The sequence below is a fragment of the Novosphingobium sp. KACC 22771 genome, from assembly GCF_028736195.1.
Taxonomy (GTDB): domain Bacteria; phylum Pseudomonadota; class Alphaproteobacteria; order Sphingomonadales; family Sphingomonadaceae; genus Novosphingobium.
In genome coordinates, this window is sequence record NZ_CP117881.1 from 314,613 (window position 1) to 329,159 (window position 14,547).

15 protein-coding genes and 1 tRNA gene are annotated in these 14,547 nt (G+C 62.2%); 4 read left to right on the forward strand and 12 right to left on the reverse strand.

Annotation, left to right across the window (positions count from 1 at the left end):
- The first annotated feature begins 217 nt into the window (after window positions 1-217).
- From ileS to PQ467_RS01475, 3 genes are read left to right on the forward strand one after another with little or no spacing between them, the layout of a single operon-like run.
- Window positions 218-3,109, forward strand: coding sequence for an isoleucine--tRNA ligase (ileS, locus tag PQ467_RS01465; RefSeq protein ID WP_274174801.1), 2,892 nt, complete (start codon window positions 218-220; stop codon window positions 3,107-3,109).
- Entirely contained in the window at window positions 3,106-3,651 is a 546-nt protein-coding gene (gene lspA / locus PQ467_RS01470) for a signal peptidase II (RefSeq protein ID WP_274174802.1), read from the forward strand. Before ileS ends, lspA begins: the two co-directional genes overlap by 4 nt.
- A 6-nt stretch (window positions 3,652-3,657) precedes the next feature.
- Window positions 3,658-4,074 carry a DUF3035 domain-containing protein gene (locus tag PQ467_RS01475; protein WP_168603271.1) on the forward strand — a complete coding sequence of 139 codons (417 nt, stop codon included), beginning with the start codon at window positions 3,658-3,660 and terminating at the stop codon, window positions 4,072-4,074.
- Window positions 4,075-4,381: 307 nt separating this feature from the next.
- Here PQ467_RS01475 and PQ467_RS01480 read toward each other — a convergent pair whose 3' ends face one another.
- The 6 genes from PQ467_RS01480 to PQ467_RS01505 form a co-directional block, all read right to left on the reverse strand.
- A complete protein-coding gene (locus tag PQ467_RS01480; protein WP_274174803.1) occupies window positions 4,382-5,311 on the reverse strand; it encodes a bifunctional riboflavin kinase/FAD synthetase in 930 nt (309 codons plus the stop codon).
- Between the two features lie 12 nt (window positions 5,312-5,323).
- A complete protein-coding gene (locus tag PQ467_RS01485) occupies window positions 5,324-5,812 on the reverse strand; it encodes a dihydrofolate reductase (protein WP_274174804.1) in 489 nt (162 codons plus the stop codon).
- Window positions 5,813-5,822: 10 nt separating this feature from the next.
- Window positions 5,823-6,884 carry a 5-(carboxyamino)imidazole ribonucleotide synthase gene (locus PQ467_RS01490; RefSeq protein WP_274174805.1) on the reverse strand — a complete coding sequence of 354 codons (1,062 nt, stop codon included), beginning with the start codon at window positions 6,882-6,884 and terminating at the stop codon, window positions 5,823-5,825.
- A 3-nt stretch (window positions 6,885-6,887) separates the two neighbouring features.
- Entirely contained in the window at window positions 6,888-7,376 is a 489-nt protein-coding gene (gene purE, locus PQ467_RS01495) for a 5-(carboxyamino)imidazole ribonucleotide mutase (RefSeq protein WP_274174806.1), read from the reverse strand.
- 4 nt (window positions 7,377-7,380) lie between these two features.
- On the reverse strand, window positions 7,381-8,067 hold the full coding sequence (gene gpmA / locus PQ467_RS01500; protein WP_274174807.1) for a 2,3-diphosphoglycerate-dependent phosphoglycerate mutase: 687 nt from the start codon (window positions 8,065-8,067) through the stop codon (window positions 7,381-7,383).
- Between the two features lie 142 nt (window positions 8,068-8,209).
- Complete coding sequence (locus PQ467_RS01505; RefSeq protein ID WP_274174808.1) at window positions 8,210-8,449, reverse strand: hypothetical protein; 240 nt, start codon at window positions 8,447-8,449, stop codon at window positions 8,210-8,212.
- 68 nt (window positions 8,450-8,517) lie between these two features.
- Here PQ467_RS01505 and PQ467_RS01510 point away from each other — a divergent pair.
- A tRNA-Thr gene (locus PQ467_RS01510) sits at window positions 8,518-8,592 on the forward strand.
- Between the two features lie 103 nt (window positions 8,593-8,695).
- Here the strand turns inward: PQ467_RS01510 and rfbA are convergent.
- The 6 genes from rfbA to PQ467_RS01540 all read right to left on the reverse strand — a co-directional run bounded on the left by rfbA (window position 8,696) and on the right by PQ467_RS01540 (window position 14,316).
- Entirely contained in the window at window positions 8,696-9,571 is an 876-nt protein-coding gene (rfbA, locus tag PQ467_RS01515) for a glucose-1-phosphate thymidylyltransferase RfbA (protein ID WP_274174809.1), read from the reverse strand.
- On the reverse strand, window positions 9,568-10,461 hold the full coding sequence (gene rfbD, locus PQ467_RS01520; protein WP_274174810.1) for a dTDP-4-dehydrorhamnose reductase: 894 nt from the start codon (window positions 10,459-10,461) through the stop codon (window positions 9,568-9,570). The genes rfbA and rfbD overlap by 4 nt, the downstream gene beginning before the upstream one ends.
- Window positions 10,458-11,513: a dTDP-glucose 4,6-dehydratase gene (gene rfbB, locus PQ467_RS01525; protein WP_274174811.1), complete on the reverse strand. Its 1,056-nt coding sequence runs from the start codon at window positions 11,511-11,513 to the stop codon at window positions 10,458-10,460. Before rfbB ends, rfbD begins: the two co-directional genes overlap by 4 nt.
- Before the next feature lie 4 nt (window positions 11,514-11,517).
- Window positions 11,518-12,081, reverse strand: a complete 564-nt coding sequence (gene rfbC, locus PQ467_RS01530) for a dTDP-4-dehydrorhamnose 3,5-epimerase (protein WP_274174812.1) — start codon at window positions 12,079-12,081, stop codon at window positions 11,518-11,520.
- A gap of 208 nt (window positions 12,082-12,289) precedes the next feature.
- Window positions 12,290-12,985, reverse strand: a complete 696-nt coding sequence (locus PQ467_RS01535) for a CDP-alcohol phosphatidyltransferase family protein (protein WP_274174813.1) — start codon at window positions 12,983-12,985, stop codon at window positions 12,290-12,292.
- Window positions 12,982-14,316, reverse strand: a complete 1,335-nt coding sequence (locus PQ467_RS01540) for a glycosyltransferase (protein ID WP_274174814.1) — start codon at window positions 14,314-14,316, stop codon at window positions 12,982-12,984. The genes PQ467_RS01535 and PQ467_RS01540 overlap by 4 nt, the downstream gene beginning before the upstream one ends.
- Window positions 14,317-14,547 lie beyond the last annotated feature (231 nt).

Genomic DNA, 14,547 nt, shown 5'->3' on the forward strand with positions numbered 1-14,547 from the left:
CGCGCCGTTTGAAAATAGAAAGCCTGCGGCGCGGACAGCACGAGTTCGCCGCGCCGCAGGCTTTCATAATATTCCCAACCCCGCCAACCAAACGCCACCCCATTAATGGGATTGCAAAGGGACGAGTCCCTTTGCCCGCCGGAGGCAAAAGACAAAACGCATTCCCCCGCATGATTATTTGCGAAACACCCCCCGAATCGCTAAGGCCTGCGCCGTCATGACCGAGAAACGCGATTTTCGACCCACCGTCTTCCTGCCGAAGACTGATTTCCCCATGAAGGCCGGGCTTCCGCAGAAGGAGCCGGGCATTTTGAAGGGGTGGCAGGAGCAGGACCTGTACCGCCGCTTGCGCGATGCGCGCGCGGGGCGTGAGAAGTTCATTCTGCACGATGGCCCGCCCTATGCGAATGGCAACATTCACGTGGGTCACGCGGTCAATCATATCCTGAAGGATATGGTGGTGCGCACCCAGAGCCTGAAGGGTCTGGACGCGCCTTACGTGCCTGGTTGGGATTGCCACGGCCTGCCCATCGAGTGGAAGGTCGAGGAAGAATATCGCAAGAAGAAGAAGAACAAGGACGAGGTTCCGCCGCGCGAATTCCGCGCCGAATGCCGCGCCTATGCGCAGACCTGGGTCAATGCCCAGCGCGAGCAGTTGAAGCGTCTGGGCGTCAATGGCGACTGGGACAATCCCTATCTGACCATGGATTTTCAGGCCGAGGCGACCATCGTTGGCGAGCTTTTGAAGTTTGCCCAGTCGGGCCAGCTTTATCGCGGCGCCAAGCCGGTGATGTGGTCTCCGGTCGAAAAGACCGCCTTGGCCGAGGCCGAGGTCGAGTATGAGGACATCACCAGCACGCAGGTCGATGTGGCCTTCGAACTGGTCGAAGTGCCCGCCGCGCCCGAACTGGTCGGCACCAAGGTGGTGATCTGGACCACGACGCCCTGGACGATCCCGACCAATCAGGCTTTGGCCTTTGGCCGCGCGATTGACTACGCGCAGATCCGCGTCGGCGATCAGAAGTATCTGATTGCCGAACCTTTGATCGAGGGCTTTCTGAAGCGCATCGACGAGGATGGCTATGACTTCCTGATGTATGTGAAGGGCCCGGTTCTCAACGGGGCCAAGGCGCGCCACCCGATGGCCGCGCGCTTCCCCGAATCCGAGTTCTTCACGAAATTGCGCCCGCTGCTGGCCGGCGAATTCGTCACCGTCGAATCGGGCACCGGCTTTGTGCACATGGCCCCCGACCATGGCGAAGACGACTTTTTGCTGTGCAAGGCCAACAAGATCAATCCGGTCTTTGCGGTTGAAGGCGACGGCAAATATCGCGCCGACTGGCCATGGCTGGGCGGCGAAGGCAGCGTCATCAACCCCAAGTTCAACGCGCCTGACGGCCCGATCTGTACCGCGCTGCGCGAAGAGGGCGGTTTGCTGGCGGCCAGCGCCGATTACAAGCATTCCTATCCGCATTCGTGGCGGTCGAAGGCCAAGGTGATCTTCCGCTGCACCCCGCAATGGTTCGTGCCGATGGACAAGGATCTCGCGCCGCTGAGCGAGGCCGACGACATGTTCGATCTGGCCACCATCCTTTCGCCCGACACCCTGCGCGAACGGGCCAAGCACGCGATTGCCGAGACGCGCTTTGTGCCGGAAAAGGGCCGCAACCGCATCGGCGCCATGGTCGAAACCCGCCCCGACTGGGTGCTCTCGCGCCAGCGTGCATGGGGCGTGCCGATCACTTTGTTCGTTGATCGCAAGACGGGCGAATATCTGGTCGACAAGGGGGTCAACGCCCGCATCATCGCCGCCATTCGCGAGGAAGGCGTGGACGCTTGGGACGAGGCGCGCGCGCAGGAATATCTGGGCGCGGATTACAACGCCGAGGATTACGAGCGCGTCACCGACATTCTCGACGTGTGGTTCGATTCGGGCAGCACCCATGCTTTCGTGATGGAAAGCGGCCGCTGGCCCGACCTGCTGCGCCCCGAGGGCTATCGCGGCCCCCGCGCCGACCTCTATTTGGAAGGCAGCGACCAGCATCGCGGCTGGTTCCAGTCCTCGCTGCTCGAATCCTGCGCCACGCGCGGCCATGCGCCGTACAAGGCGGTGCTGACCCATGGTTTCACCATGGACGCCAAGGGCATGAAAATGTCCAAGAGCCTTGGCAACACGGTCGATCCGCTGAAAGTCATGGAGACTTACGGCGCGGATATCGTCCGTCTGTGGGCTCTGTCGGTGGATTACACCGAGGATCACCGCATTGGCGATGAAATCCTCAAAGGCGTCGCGGATCAGTATCGCAAGCTGCGCAACACGTTCCGCTATCTGTTGGGCGCGCTGGACGGTTTTACCGATGCTGAAAAGCTGGCGGTTGAGGAGATGCCTGAGCTGGAGCGCTATATCCTCGCGCTGCTGGCCAAGCTGGATGGCGAATTGAAGGTGGCGGTCGATGCTTTCGACTTCAACACCTATGTCCGCAGCCTCGTCGATTTCTGCAACGAAGACCTCTCGGCCTTCTTCTTCGATATCCGCAAGGACTCGCTCTATTGCGATGCCCCCACGGATGCGAAGCGCCGCGCCTATCGCACCGTGCTGGACATCCTGTTCCACGCGCTGATCCGCTATGCCGCGCCCGTGCTGGTGTTCACAGCGGAAGAAGTGTGGAAGTCGCGCTCTGCCGATGAAGGCAGCGTGCATCTGCTGGAATGGCCGGTGGTGCCGGCCGTCGTTGACGCATCAGAACCTCGCGATTTAGATGGATTGAGCGGCATTGAGCGGAAATGGCAGCGACTGCGTTCTGTCCGCAAGCGCGTGTTGGAGGAAATTGAACCTTTTCGTCGGGAAAAGGTTGTCGGCTCCAGTTTGGAAGCAGAGGTCATCGTTGGGAATGATGTTGCTACGCTTCGCGACCTCGATGAAGCTGGTTTAGCAGAGCTGTTCATCAGCGCTCGCGTGGCTTTTGTTGATGCACGTGGTCTTACTATCAACAAAACCCCTCACCACAAATGCGGCCGCTGCTGGCGCCACCTCCCCGAGGTGGCCGAGGACGGCGACCTGTGTTCACGCTGCAATCAGGTTGTGTCCGCCATGGATGCCGCCCAATGACCACCTTTGCGCAAACCTCCCCCCTCAAAGCGCGCCTGCTCGGCATGGGCCTGGCGGGGGTGGTGTTTGCGCTGGATCAGATCGTCAAATGGGCGATGATCGGCCCGCTCGATCTGCCCCGCGTCGAACAGATCACGCTGCTGCCCATCTTCAATTTCACCTGGGCGGAAAATTACGGCGTGTCGCTGGGCCTGCTGACGGCGGGTTCGGACCTCGAACGCTGGCTGCTGGTGGGCATGACGGGCGCGATTGCGCTGGGCGTGGCGGTGTGGATTCTGGTGGAGCGGCGCATCGGCGAAATCCTGCCCCTCGGCCTCGTGCTCGGCGGCGCGCTGGGCAATATCCTTGATCGCGTGGCCAAGGGCTTTGTCGTCGATTATGCCGATCTCCACTTCGGATCATACCGCCCCTTCTACATCTTCAACCTCGCCGATGTCGCCATCACCTTCGGCGTATTGATTATCCTTGCCCGGAGCTTTCTTTCGGGCAAAAAGCGTGGCCACATCAAGTTGGACGCCGCGCCGTCCACCCCGGAGAACTGAACCACAATGCGTAAGATTTCCGCCATCCTGCTGGCCGGCACCACCTGCCTGATGCTCTCCGGCTGTGGCGCGGGCGGGCTGTTCAACCGCGTGCGCCCCGATGAATTCGCCGTCCAGCGCCAGACGCCGCTGTTCGCCCCGCCCGATTTCGCGCTGACCCCGCCCCAGCCGGGCGCCCCGCGCCCCAACACCCGCCCCGGTCAGGTCGAAACCACCGAGGCCATGTTCGGCCCCGCGCCCCAGCGCAGCGGCGTCGAAAACGCCGCCGTGGCCAAGATGGGCACCGGCGATGCCTCGATCCGCTCGACCGTGGCCGACCCCAAAACCGCCACCGCCAACAAGGGCGATGTCACCCGCACCATCGTGGCCGCCCCCGAAGGCGATGGCCGCGAGGCGCAGGCCAAGACCCCGCCGCGCCAGTAATCGCGCGCCGGTTTTGGTTGCAAAAGGCCCCTGCCCGGTTGGGTGGGGGTTTTTTGTTTGGTTTGTTGGGGGTTATGCCTCCGGCGGGCAAAGGGATTCGGTCCCTTTGCAATCCCATTAATGGGGTGGGGTTTGGTTGGCGGAGGTGTGGATCGCTTTTAAAGCCTGCGGCGCGGATAGAAATGCCTTCGCTGCGCCGCAGGCTTTCATCATTCAATCGCCGCGTACGACACTTAACGCCGAACCCTTGGCGCAACAAAGACAGTAAAGGGAGCGCGAGGGTTATGACCCTCGCATCTGAAACCCTTTAAACTCCCTCCAAAACCCGCCTCGCCTCATCACAATCCCGCCCGATCTGCGCAACCAACGCATCAAGCGAATCGAACTTCGCTTCGGCACGCAAAAACGCATGAAACCCGATCTCGATCTCCTGCCCATAAAGGTCGCCTGAGAAGTCGAAGAAATGGGGTTCGAGCAATTCCTTGGGTGGATCGAAATGGGGCCGGATGCCGATATTGGCCGCGCCTTTCAAAACGCGCCCGTCGGCCAAACGCCCCGTCACCGCATAAATGCCATAGGCGGGCCGCAGATAGTCGCCCAGCGCCATATTGGCCGTGGGAAAGCCGATTTCCCGGCCCAACTTGTCGCCATGCTGGACAGCCGCGCGCATGGCAAAGGGCCGCGTCAAAAGCCGCGTGGCGGTGGCAATATCGCCCGATGTCAGCGCCCGGCGGATGCGGCTTGAGGATACGATCTCGCCCCCTTCCATCACCGCGCCCACCGCCTTTGCGCCAAGCCCGATCTCGGCCCCCATCGCGCGCAAGGTATCGACCGAACCGGATCGGCCCTTGCCAAAGGTGAAATCCTCGCCCGTCACCACGCCCGCCGCGCCCAATTGGCGGCCCAGAACGTCATAGACCCAGTCATGCGCGCTGCTGGCCGCCATGGGCGCGTCAAAGGCGAACACCAGCATGGCATCCGCCCCGGCCTGCGCAAACCACTCCTCGCGCTGCTCCAGCGTCGAAAGGCGGAAGGGGGGCGAACCGGGCGCGAAAAATTCCACCGGATGCGGGGCAAAGGTCGCGACAATCGCGGGCCGCCCCTCGGCGCGGGCCCAGCGCAGCGCTTCGCCCACCACGGCCTGATGGCCCAGATGAAAGCCGTCGAAATTGCCCAGCGCGATGATCGCACCGCGCAAGGTGTCGGGAATGGGCTGGCGGGAATCGAGACGGATCATGGAAAAAAGCGCCTATCCCGCCCTTTCCAGCGTGACAAAGGCAAAAGCCGGTCTGCCCTCTTGGGCAGGATGCTCCTCGCGGGCGATTGCCGCCCATTCGGGGGCTTTTGGCATTGGAAAATGCGTGTCGCCCTCGGGGCTTGCGTCGATTTCGGTCAATTCGATGCGGTGGGCAATGGGCATGAACTGGGCATAGACCTGTCCGCCGCCCACCACGCAAACCTCGTCCACATCGCCCGCCAGAACCAGCGCTCCGGCCAGATCGGGCGCGACCTCGGCCCCGTCGGCGTGCCACGCGGCATCGCGGGTCATCACGATATGGCGGCGGCCGGGCAGCAGGCCGGGCAGGCTCTCAAATGTCTTGCGCCCCATCACCATCGGCCTGCCCATGGTCTTGGCCTTGAAGTGTCGCAGATCGGCGGGCAAATGCCATGGCATCGTGCCATCCGCGCCGATCACGCCATTGGCGGCCCGCGCCACAACAAGGGTGATGCGCGTCATTATTCCCCGCTTATGGCTCAAGTATCAGGCGAGTCACATGGCCCATCTTGCGCCCGGGCCGCGCGGCCGCCTTGCCGTAAAGATGCAGATGGTTGGCCGGATCGGCCAGAATCTCGGCCCAGTCATGCGCGTCATCGCCGATCAGGTTGAGCATCCGCGCGCCCGGCACCGCCAGCGTGGTCAGGCCCAGCGGCAGTCCGCAGACAGCGCGGATGTGGTTCTCGAACTGGCTGGTGATCGCGCCCTCAATGCTCCAGTGGCCCGAATTATGGACGCGCGGCGCCATTTCGTTGAACACCGGCCCGTCATCCGTGGCAAAAAACTCCAGCGTCAGCACGCCGACATAATCAAGCGCCTGCGCCACCTTCTGCGCCAACGCGCGCGCCTCGGGCACCTGCGCGGCAATCGCCGCACTGGCGGGGACGGTCGAGGTGTCGAGAATGCCGTTCACATGAACGTTTTCCGCGCTGTCCCAGAACACCACGCTGCCATCGGCGGCGCGGGCGAGGATGACGGAAAATTCGCCAAAGAAGGTGACGAAGCCTTCATAGATCAGCGCCTGATCCGGCAGATCGAGCCCGGCCAGATCGGCCTCGCTCTTGATCCGCCATTGGCCCTTGCCGTCATAGCCATCGCGGCGGGTCTTCAAAATGCCCGGCGCGCCGATATCGGCCACGGCGCGGGCCAGATCCTCGGCCCCATCCACCGCCATGAAAGGCGCCGGACGCCCGCCCAGATCAGCCACGAACCGCTTTTCGTTCAAGCGGTCCTGCGCCGTTTCCAGCGCGCGCGGATGGGGCAGAAGGGGCGCATCGCCCACCGCCCTCAGAGGCGCGACCGGCACATTTTCAAACTCATAGGTGATGACCGCGCAATCCGCCGCAAAGCGCGCCAAGGCCGCCTCGTCAGTATAGTCCGCGCAGGTAAAGCGGCTGCAAACCTCAGCCGCAATACTGTCGGCCTCGGGCGCAAAGATATGCACGCGATAACCAAGGCGGGCGGCGGCAAAAGCCATCATCCGGCCCAGTTGGCCGCCACCCAGAATGCCGATCGTTTCACCCGGAGCAATCATGCCTTATTCCGGACGCTCCGCCACGCTCTCGGTCTGCGCCACGCGGAATTCCTTCACGCGCTCGGCCAGAGCCGGATCGCTGGTGGCCAGGATCTTGGCGGCCAGCAGGCCCGCATTGGTCGCGCCCGGCTCGCCAATGGCCAGCGTGCCGACCGGAACGCCGGCAGGCATCTGGACGATGGAAAGCAGCGAGTCCTGGCCCGACAGCGCCTTGGACTGAACCGGAACGCCCAGCACCGGCAGATGCGTCATCGAAGCGACCATGCCCGGCAGATGCGCCGCGCCGCCCGCGCCCGCGATGATGACCTTGAAGCCTTCATCCGCCGCATTCTTGGCGAAATCGATCAGACGGTCGGGCGTGCGATGCGCCGAGACGATCCGCACATCATGCACAACGCCCAGTTGCGTCAGGATGTCAGCGGCCTTCTTCATGGTGTGCCAGTCCGACTGGCTGCCCATGACGATGGAAACGAGGGCTCCGGGACGGGTCATAGTCTTACCTCTCCGACAGATAATAGCGTTCGAGCGCGTTCAGATTGTCGTCCAGCTCATAGACGATGGGCTGGCCGGTAGGGATCTCCAGATTGAGGATATCCGCATCCGAAATGTTCGACAGATGCTTGACCAGCGCGCGCAGCGAATTGCCATGCGCGGCCACGATCACGGTTTCGCCCTTGGCCAATTCCGGCGCAATCGCGCTTTCATAATAGGGCAGCACGCGCTCGATGGTCAGCTTCAGCGATTCGGTGCTGGGAATGTCGATCCTAGCATAGCGCGCGTCCTGTTTCAGGTCGAACTCGCTGCCGTCTTCCAGCACGGGCGGCGGCACGTCGAAGCTGCGGCGCCAGATCTTGACCTGCTCGTCGCCATGCTTGGCGGCCGTCTCGGCCTTGTCCAGACCGGTCAGCCCGCCATAGTGGCGTTCATTGAGGTGCCAGTCCTTATATTCGGGGATCCACACCCGGCCCGCCGTTTCCAGCGCCAGATGCAGCGTGCGGATCGCGCGGGTCTGAACCGAGGTGAAGGCCACCGTCGGCAGGATGCCCTTTTCTTTCAGCAGAGCACCCGCCGCGCGAGCTTCGCCTTCGCCCTTTTCGGTAAGATCCACGTCCCACCAGCCGGTGAAGCGGTTTTCAAGGTTCCATTGGCTTTGACCATGACGGACGAGAATCAGACGAGGCACGGTTCTGGCACTCCCTCAAATGCAGCGTGAATATACCTTTACCGGCGGCCCTAGCCCTTTGCCGCGACAATGGGAAGCAAGGATTTGCCGGTAATTGCCTGCTTGCGCCGGGTTGGGCTGATGAACGCCGGGGGCGGAGGCATTAGCCTTGCGAATCGGTGCTTTGCGTCTGAGTGTCTTCCATCGCGCGGCTTTGCGCCTTGCGGCGGCGCAAATTCTCGCGCAGCTTGGCTGCGAGGCGTTCTTCGCGCGAAGGTACGGAAATCGCCGGTTTTTCTGTGTTGTTCATGTGTTTTGTCTCATCCTGCGCCTCCTGTTTGGCGAAGGGAGCATCAGACTTCAAGCGCCGCTTTGAGAAAAATGCTGCAAGGGCGCTTGACATTCCCTCGCGCCCCGGCCAATAGCGCGCCTCCGCTGCGGCACTGGTCGCACCGGCGATAACTGTGGTGTGCTGCTGTAGCTCAGTGGTAGAGCGCATCCTTGGTAAGGCTGAGGTCGGGAGTTCAATCCTCCCCAGCAGCACCACAGTTCATCCCGCAGAGCGTGGGCTTTCAAAAAGAATGATGTGAGTCCCATCTCATATAATGCATGCGTGTGGCGGGCTGCTTTTGCGGCAGCCCTACCCTGTTCAGCGTTTCTTATCTTGCAGCAGCCCGTGCAGATAGCTGCCATAGTTCCCCTTGCCCAAACGCCTTGTCGCGCGCTCCAGCCCGTTGTCGTCGATAAAGCCCATGTGCCAGCCGATTTCCTCGGGGCAGGCAATTTTCATGCCCTGACGCCTTTCCAGCGTCGAGACGAATTCGGCCGCCTCCAAAAGGCTGTCCGGCGTGCCAGTGTCGAGCCAGGCATAGCCGCGCCCCATTTCCATCACGCTCAACCGGCCCTTTTCCAGATAGATCCGGTTTACATCGGTGATTTCCAGCTCGCCGCGCGGCGAGGGCGCAAGGTTGGCGGCGATATCGACCACTTCGGCGTCATAAAAATATAGGCCCGTCACCGCCCAGTTCGACTTGGGGGTGCGCGGCTTTTCCTCGATGGAAACGGCCCGGCGCTGATCGTCGAATTCCACCACGCCATAACGCTCGGGGTCGGCCACGTGATAGGCAAAGACCGCCGCTCCATCGAGGGTGCTGCGCGCCTGCGCCATTTTTTCGGGCAAGCCGTGGCCGAAGAAGATATTGTCGCCCAGCACCAGACAGGACGCCCCCCCGGCCAGAAAATCCGCGCCGATGGTAAAGGCCTGCGCCAGCCCCTTGGGCTCGGGTTGCACCGCATAGGTCAGCGAGATGCCCCACTGGCTGCCATCGCCCAGCAGGTGCTGAAAGGCGGGCGCATCATGGGGCGTGGTGATGATCAGGATCTCGCGGATCCCCGCCAGCATCAGCGTGGTCAGCGGATAATAGATCATCGGCTTGTCATAGACCGGCATCAACTGCTTCGAGAGCGCCAGCGTCATCGGATAGAGCCGCGTCCCGCTGCCCCCGGCCAGAATGATACCCTTCATGCAACAGGATCCTTTTGTGTAACGAGCCGTGCGACCGTGGTTTGCACCGCATCGCGCCATGCGGGCAGTCGCAGGCCATAGGCCTCGGCCAGACGGTCCCCGCAGAGCCGCGAATTGGCGGGGCGAGCGGCGGGGGTGGGATAATCGGCGGTGGCGATGCGGCGCACCCGCGCCGATGGCCCACCCGCCGCCGCGCTGGCGGCAAACACCGCCTCGGCCAGATCGGCCCAACTGCCCTCGCCTTTGCCGGTCATGTGAAAGATGCCGCGCGGGGCCTGATCCGGGGCGCGATGCAGCCGATCCGCCACGGCCAGCACCGTATCGGCAATATCGAGCGCGCTGGTCGGACTGCCGATCTGATCGGCCACCACGCCCAGTTCCTCGCGGCTTTGAGCCAGACGCAGCATGGTCTTGACGAAATTGGCCCCGAACGGGCTGTACACCCACGCCGTGCGCAGGATCACCGCATCGGGATCGGCGGCGATCACCGCCTGCTCTCCGGCCAGTTTCGACCGGCCATAGACGCCCAGCGGCGCCACCGGATCGCTTTCCACATAAGGCGCCGTTTTGGTGCCATCGAACACATAGTCGGTGGAAATATGGATCACCGGCACGCCCAGCGCCCGCGCCGCCGCCGCCACCGCGCCCGGCCCGGTCGCATTGACGGCAAAGGCGGCCTCGGCCTCGCTCTCGGCCCGGTCCACGGCGGTATAGGCCGCAGCCGACACCACCACATCGGGCCGGGCCGCCGCCATCGCCGGGGCAATCGAGGCCAGATCGCCCAGGTCCAGTTCCGGCCGCCCCAGCGCGATGATCTCCACCCCCGCGCCCGCCCGTTCGATGATCGAGGTCACCACCTGGCCGGTCTTGCCGGTCACCGCGATCCTCATGCGACCTTCTCCAGCAGACCCAGCCTTTCGCCGCCATAACCGTCGCGCAAAGGCTGCCACCACCACGCATTGTCGAGATACCACTGAACGGTCTTTTCGATACCGCTGTCGAAATCCTCGCGTGCGCGCCAGCCCAGCTCATTTTCCAGCCGCGAGGCGTCGATGGCATAGCGCGCATCATGGCCGGGGCGGTCGGTGACGAAGCGGATCAGTTCCTCACGCGGGCGCTCGGCGGGCACCAATCGGTCGAGGACCTGACAGATGCGGCGCACAACATCGATGTTGCGGCGCTCATTACGCCCGCCGACATTATAGGTTTCCCCCGGCACCCCGAGCTCGACAATCAGGTCCAGCGCGCGGGCGTGATCCTCAACATAGAGCCAGTCGCGGATATTCTCGCCCGCTCCGTAAACCGGCAGTTCCCGCCCCTCCAGCGCGTTGAGGATGGTGAGCGGGATGAGCTTTTCCGGGAAGTGATAAGGCCCGTAATTGTTTGAACAATTGGACACGACAATCGGCATGCCATAGGTTCGGTGCCATGCCTTGGCCAGATGGTCGCTGGCCGCCTTGGACGCGGAATAGGGGCTGGAAGGGTCATAGGGCGTATCTTCGCGAAACAGCGCCTCGGGGTTCTCGTCCAGACTGCCATAGACCTCGTCGGTGGAGACATGCAGGAAACGGAAGGCGGCCTTGTCCTCCAGCCCGTTCCAATACTCGCGCGCGGCCTCCAGCAGGGTGAAGGTGCCCACCACATTGGTCATGATGAAATCAGCCGCGCCCGTGATCGATCGGTCCACATGGCTTTCGGCCGCCAGATGCATGATGCGATCGGGGCGGAAATCATGGATCGCGGCCCGCATCGCGGCGGCGTCGCGGATGTCGGCATGCAAAAAGCGATGGCTTGCATGGCCTTCGACCGGGCGCAGCGAGGCCAGATTGCCCGCATAGGTCAGCGCATCAATGGTCAGCACTTCATACCCGCGCTCCAGCACCAGATGGCGCACCAGAGCCGAGCCAATGAACCCGGCCCCGCCGGTAACGATCGTGCGCATGCGATCAATCCTTTACGCTGAACAAAGGCGGCAGGTCGGCCAGGCGCGGCTGCACCCGGTCCTTGCCCGAGAGGGTTTCGGCATCGGCCAGATCGGGCCAGACGATCCCCACCGCCGGATCGTTCCACGCCATGCCCTTGTCATGCTCGGGGCTGTAATAATTGGTCACGCGATAGGTAACGATGGTGTCGGGCCGCAGCGTGCAAAAGCCATGGGCAAAGCCGACCGGCACCCAGAGCTGATTGCATTTTTCCGCAGTCAGTTCGGCCGCGATCCATTGGCCAAATGTGGGGGAATCATGGCGAATATCCACCGCCACATCCAGAATCGCGCCCGCCGCGCAGCGCACCAGCTTGCCCTGCCCCATGGGATGGGTTTGAAAATGCAGGCCGCGAATGGTCCCCGCCCGCGCCGAGAGCGACTGGTTTTCCTGCACAAAACTTATGCCGCCGGCCAGTGGCGCAAACCGGTCCTCGCGGAACAATTCGGCAAAATAGCCCCGCTCATCGCCCAGCTTGCGCGGGATGATCTCAACCGGACCGGCAATATCGAAAGTTTTGCATTCCATGGATGTTTTGTCTCTTGTTTTTGCGCGGCTTGTCAAATGATCCAAATGGCCATCGGCTGCTGGCAATCTCTTCAAATAGGGACAGTCGAGCTAATAAAATCGCATCGGAATGGGTGGTAACGATTGAAAGACAAGAACAGTTTAAAAACCATAAAATCACGATAGACATTGGCTGTTATACGGGGTTCTGCAGCCACACCAAGCCAGCCTATCGTGTCCCAGATTCTTCCGCCGCAAGCCTTCCCAAATGCTCGCGCATCTGCACCACCATGAGGATAAGCAACCCTGCGGCCGTTAACACCATGGCCAAATCCAGCCAGCTGACCGAAAAGGGCAGGCCGGGGATCATCCAGCGTCCAAACAGCAGAATCCCGATGTTCATGGTCAGAATGCCCAGGCGCATTTCGGTCGGGCCAAGCCCGCCGACGGCAACATGGAATTCGCGGTCAACGATGTTGCGCACATAGACCTGAATTGAAAGCATGAAGAATACGGCCAGCACCAAAAGCGATAGATCCATCCGCGCTGCCGGGCAAAAGCCGATGCCCAACGAGATCATCAGGCTGCCGATCGTGTCGATCACCTGATCGAGATAGAAGCCGTAACGTGGCCGTTCAATCTTGCGCAGGCGGGCCACCGTGCCGTCCAGAGAATCGCCGAACCAATGCAGCAGCAGGCCGAAGTTCGACAGCCATAACCATGCCATGTCCCACCGGCTGAAAATATAGCCCATCATCACCACAAAGGCGCCAAAAACCCCGAAACCCGTCAATTGATCGGGCGTCACCCATTGCGGCAATCGCGGGGCGATGGCGTAGAGCAGGCGCCGCTCCTGACCGGCCAGAAAGCTCTCGTTGAAGCGCTGGTCAGTGACCTTGGCGGTATCTTTGGGGACGGGGGTCATGGCCTCTTCTCATGGCGAAGCGGAAAGTCTTGCATGGCGCCCTTATGCTTGGTCTGCGCAAAATTGTCGAGGAATGCCGCTATATCATGGCAATAGGCCGCTTCGGTCATGGCCTCGGGGATGGTTGGCGTCGTGCGCAGCATGCCGGGGCCGCAATCCATTATGGCGTCTTCCCATGCGTGGCGGTCATCGGGGGGCAGGAGGCGCGTTTGGGCGTTGGCGATTTCGCGGTGGCTGGCGATATCGGAAGCGATGGTGGGCACGCCCAGCGCGTTGGCCTCCAGCACGGAAAGACCGAAACCCTCGGCATAGCTGGGGCATAGCATCGCTGCCGCGCCCAGCGTCAGCCGCCCCAGCGCCGGACTGGAGAGGCCCGAGACATGGTGAATATGGCGCGCAAGGGCCGGATCTCCGGAAATCTCGCCCAGGATCGTTTCGGCATGGCGTCCGGGCGAACCCACGATCACCAGATGCGGCGCGGCCGCCCCCATCCGCGCGATGATGCGCCGCCACACATCAATCAGCAGGCCGTGGTTTTTGCGCGGTTCGATGGTCGAGCAGGTTAGGAAATAGTGCCGCCCGGCCAGCGCCGGATCGGCCGAACGCGGCATCCCCAATGCCTGGGGCAAGGGCAGGCCGCGAACGTGAATGGGCATGTCGCTCCGCCCCATTCGAGCCATGGTGGCCATGATGGTTTCGCTTGCGTGCCGAGTGGTGGTGATAACCAGATCGGCGCGTTCCAGAGTCGTCTGCACCATGCGTGCGTGATGTGTCACCGATGAGGGCGAGACGAACTGGGGATACTCCAGCGGGATCGTGTCATGGAGCATAAAGGCCGCCGTAATATCGCGCCGATTCGCCAGCCATTGATGAAAAACAGGAACGGCAAGCCCGATCTGGCCAATATTCACATAGATTGCACCATGCGGCAGAGTTCCAACGGATCGTCCCAAAGCGATGCCGGTTTGCCGCAGATGCGTCCACATCCGCTGCGTCTTGGTTATCAGCCCGGCCGGCTTTCGGCGCGGGGGCGGGCGGCTGATATCACCCTGTCCCGTCAGCGCCGCGACCAGCCCATGCCAGTGCGGATCCTCGCCCTCACCGATCCTCTCGGCCCAGATGTGATGGAGATGATCGAGCCCCCGCCGCACCATGTCCGCATTGAAAACGCGTATCCCCCACGGCGTGGGCAAGATACCGAGACTCTCGATTTTACTGTTGAAAAAGAAATGATTGGCCAAAGCAACATCGACCCTGTCGATCCCGCGCGGCGACAGGCTCAACGGCCCGAGGAACAGCCGCGTCAGATCATAGGCAATTGCCCGGGGCATGATAAAGCGAGGCTCCTGCAGAGGCTTGGCCCAGCAAAACCAGGCATCGGTCGCTTGTGTAGCAGTGATTGTCTGAAGCTCAAGTCGAGCCATCGCAAGCGAGAAAAGTTACGAACATTCACGGATTTGTCATTTTCAGTTCGTCCCACCACGGCTTGACGCAAAGCAGCATACCGATATGGATGGTCGCAAAGGAAGGCGAGCGTTCGTATTGGGTAAGCAATATTGCGC

Coding starts and splice junctions, on each gene's coding strand:
- ileS (WP_274174801.1), top strand. CDS start 218: ATGACCGAGAAACGCGATTTTCGACCCACCGTCTTCCTGCCGAAGACT.
- lspA (WP_274174802.1), top strand. CDS start 3,106: ATGACCACCTTTGCGCAAACCTCCCCCCTCAAAGCGCGCCTGCTCGGC.
- PQ467_RS01475 (WP_168603271.1), top strand. CDS start 3,658: ATGCGTAAGATTTCCGCCATCCTGCTGGCCGGCACCACCTGCCTGATG.
- PQ467_RS01480 (WP_274174803.1), bottom strand. CDS start 5,311: ATGATCCGTCTCGATTCCCGCCAGCCCATTCCCGACACCTTGCGCGGT.
- PQ467_RS01485 (WP_274174804.1), bottom strand. CDS start 5,812: ATGACGCGCATCACCCTTGTTGTGGCGCGGGCCGCCAATGGCGTGATC.
- PQ467_RS01490 (WP_274174805.1), bottom strand. CDS start 6,884: ATGATTGCTCCGGGTGAAACGATCGGCATTCTGGGTGGCGGCCAACTG.
- purE (WP_274174806.1), bottom strand. CDS start 7,376: ATGACCCGTCCCGGAGCCCTCGTTTCCATCGTCATGGGCAGCCAGTCG.
- PQ467_RS01505 (WP_274174808.1), bottom strand. CDS start 8,449: ATGTCAAGCGCCCTTGCAGCATTTTTCTCAAAGCGGCGCTTGAAGTCT.
- rfbA (WP_274174809.1), bottom strand. CDS start 9,571: ATGAAGGGTATCATTCTGGCCGGGGGCAGCGGGACGCGGCTCTATCCG.
- rfbD (WP_274174810.1), bottom strand. CDS start 10,461: ATGAGGATCGCGGTGACCGGCAAGACCGGCCAGGTGGTGACCTCGATC.
- rfbB (WP_274174811.1), bottom strand. CDS start 11,513: ATGCGCACGATCGTTACCGGCGGGGCCGGGTTCATTGGCTCGGCTCTG.
- rfbC (WP_274174812.1), bottom strand. CDS start 12,081: ATGGAATGCAAAACTTTCGATATTGCCGGTCCGGTTGAGATCATCCCG.
- PQ467_RS01535 (WP_274174813.1), bottom strand. CDS start 12,985: ATGACCCCCGTCCCCAAAGATACCGCCAAGGTCACTGACCAGCGCTTC.
- PQ467_RS01540 (WP_274174814.1), bottom strand. CDS start 14,316: ATGCCCCGGGCAATTGCCTATGATCTGACGCGGCTGTTCCTCGGGCCG.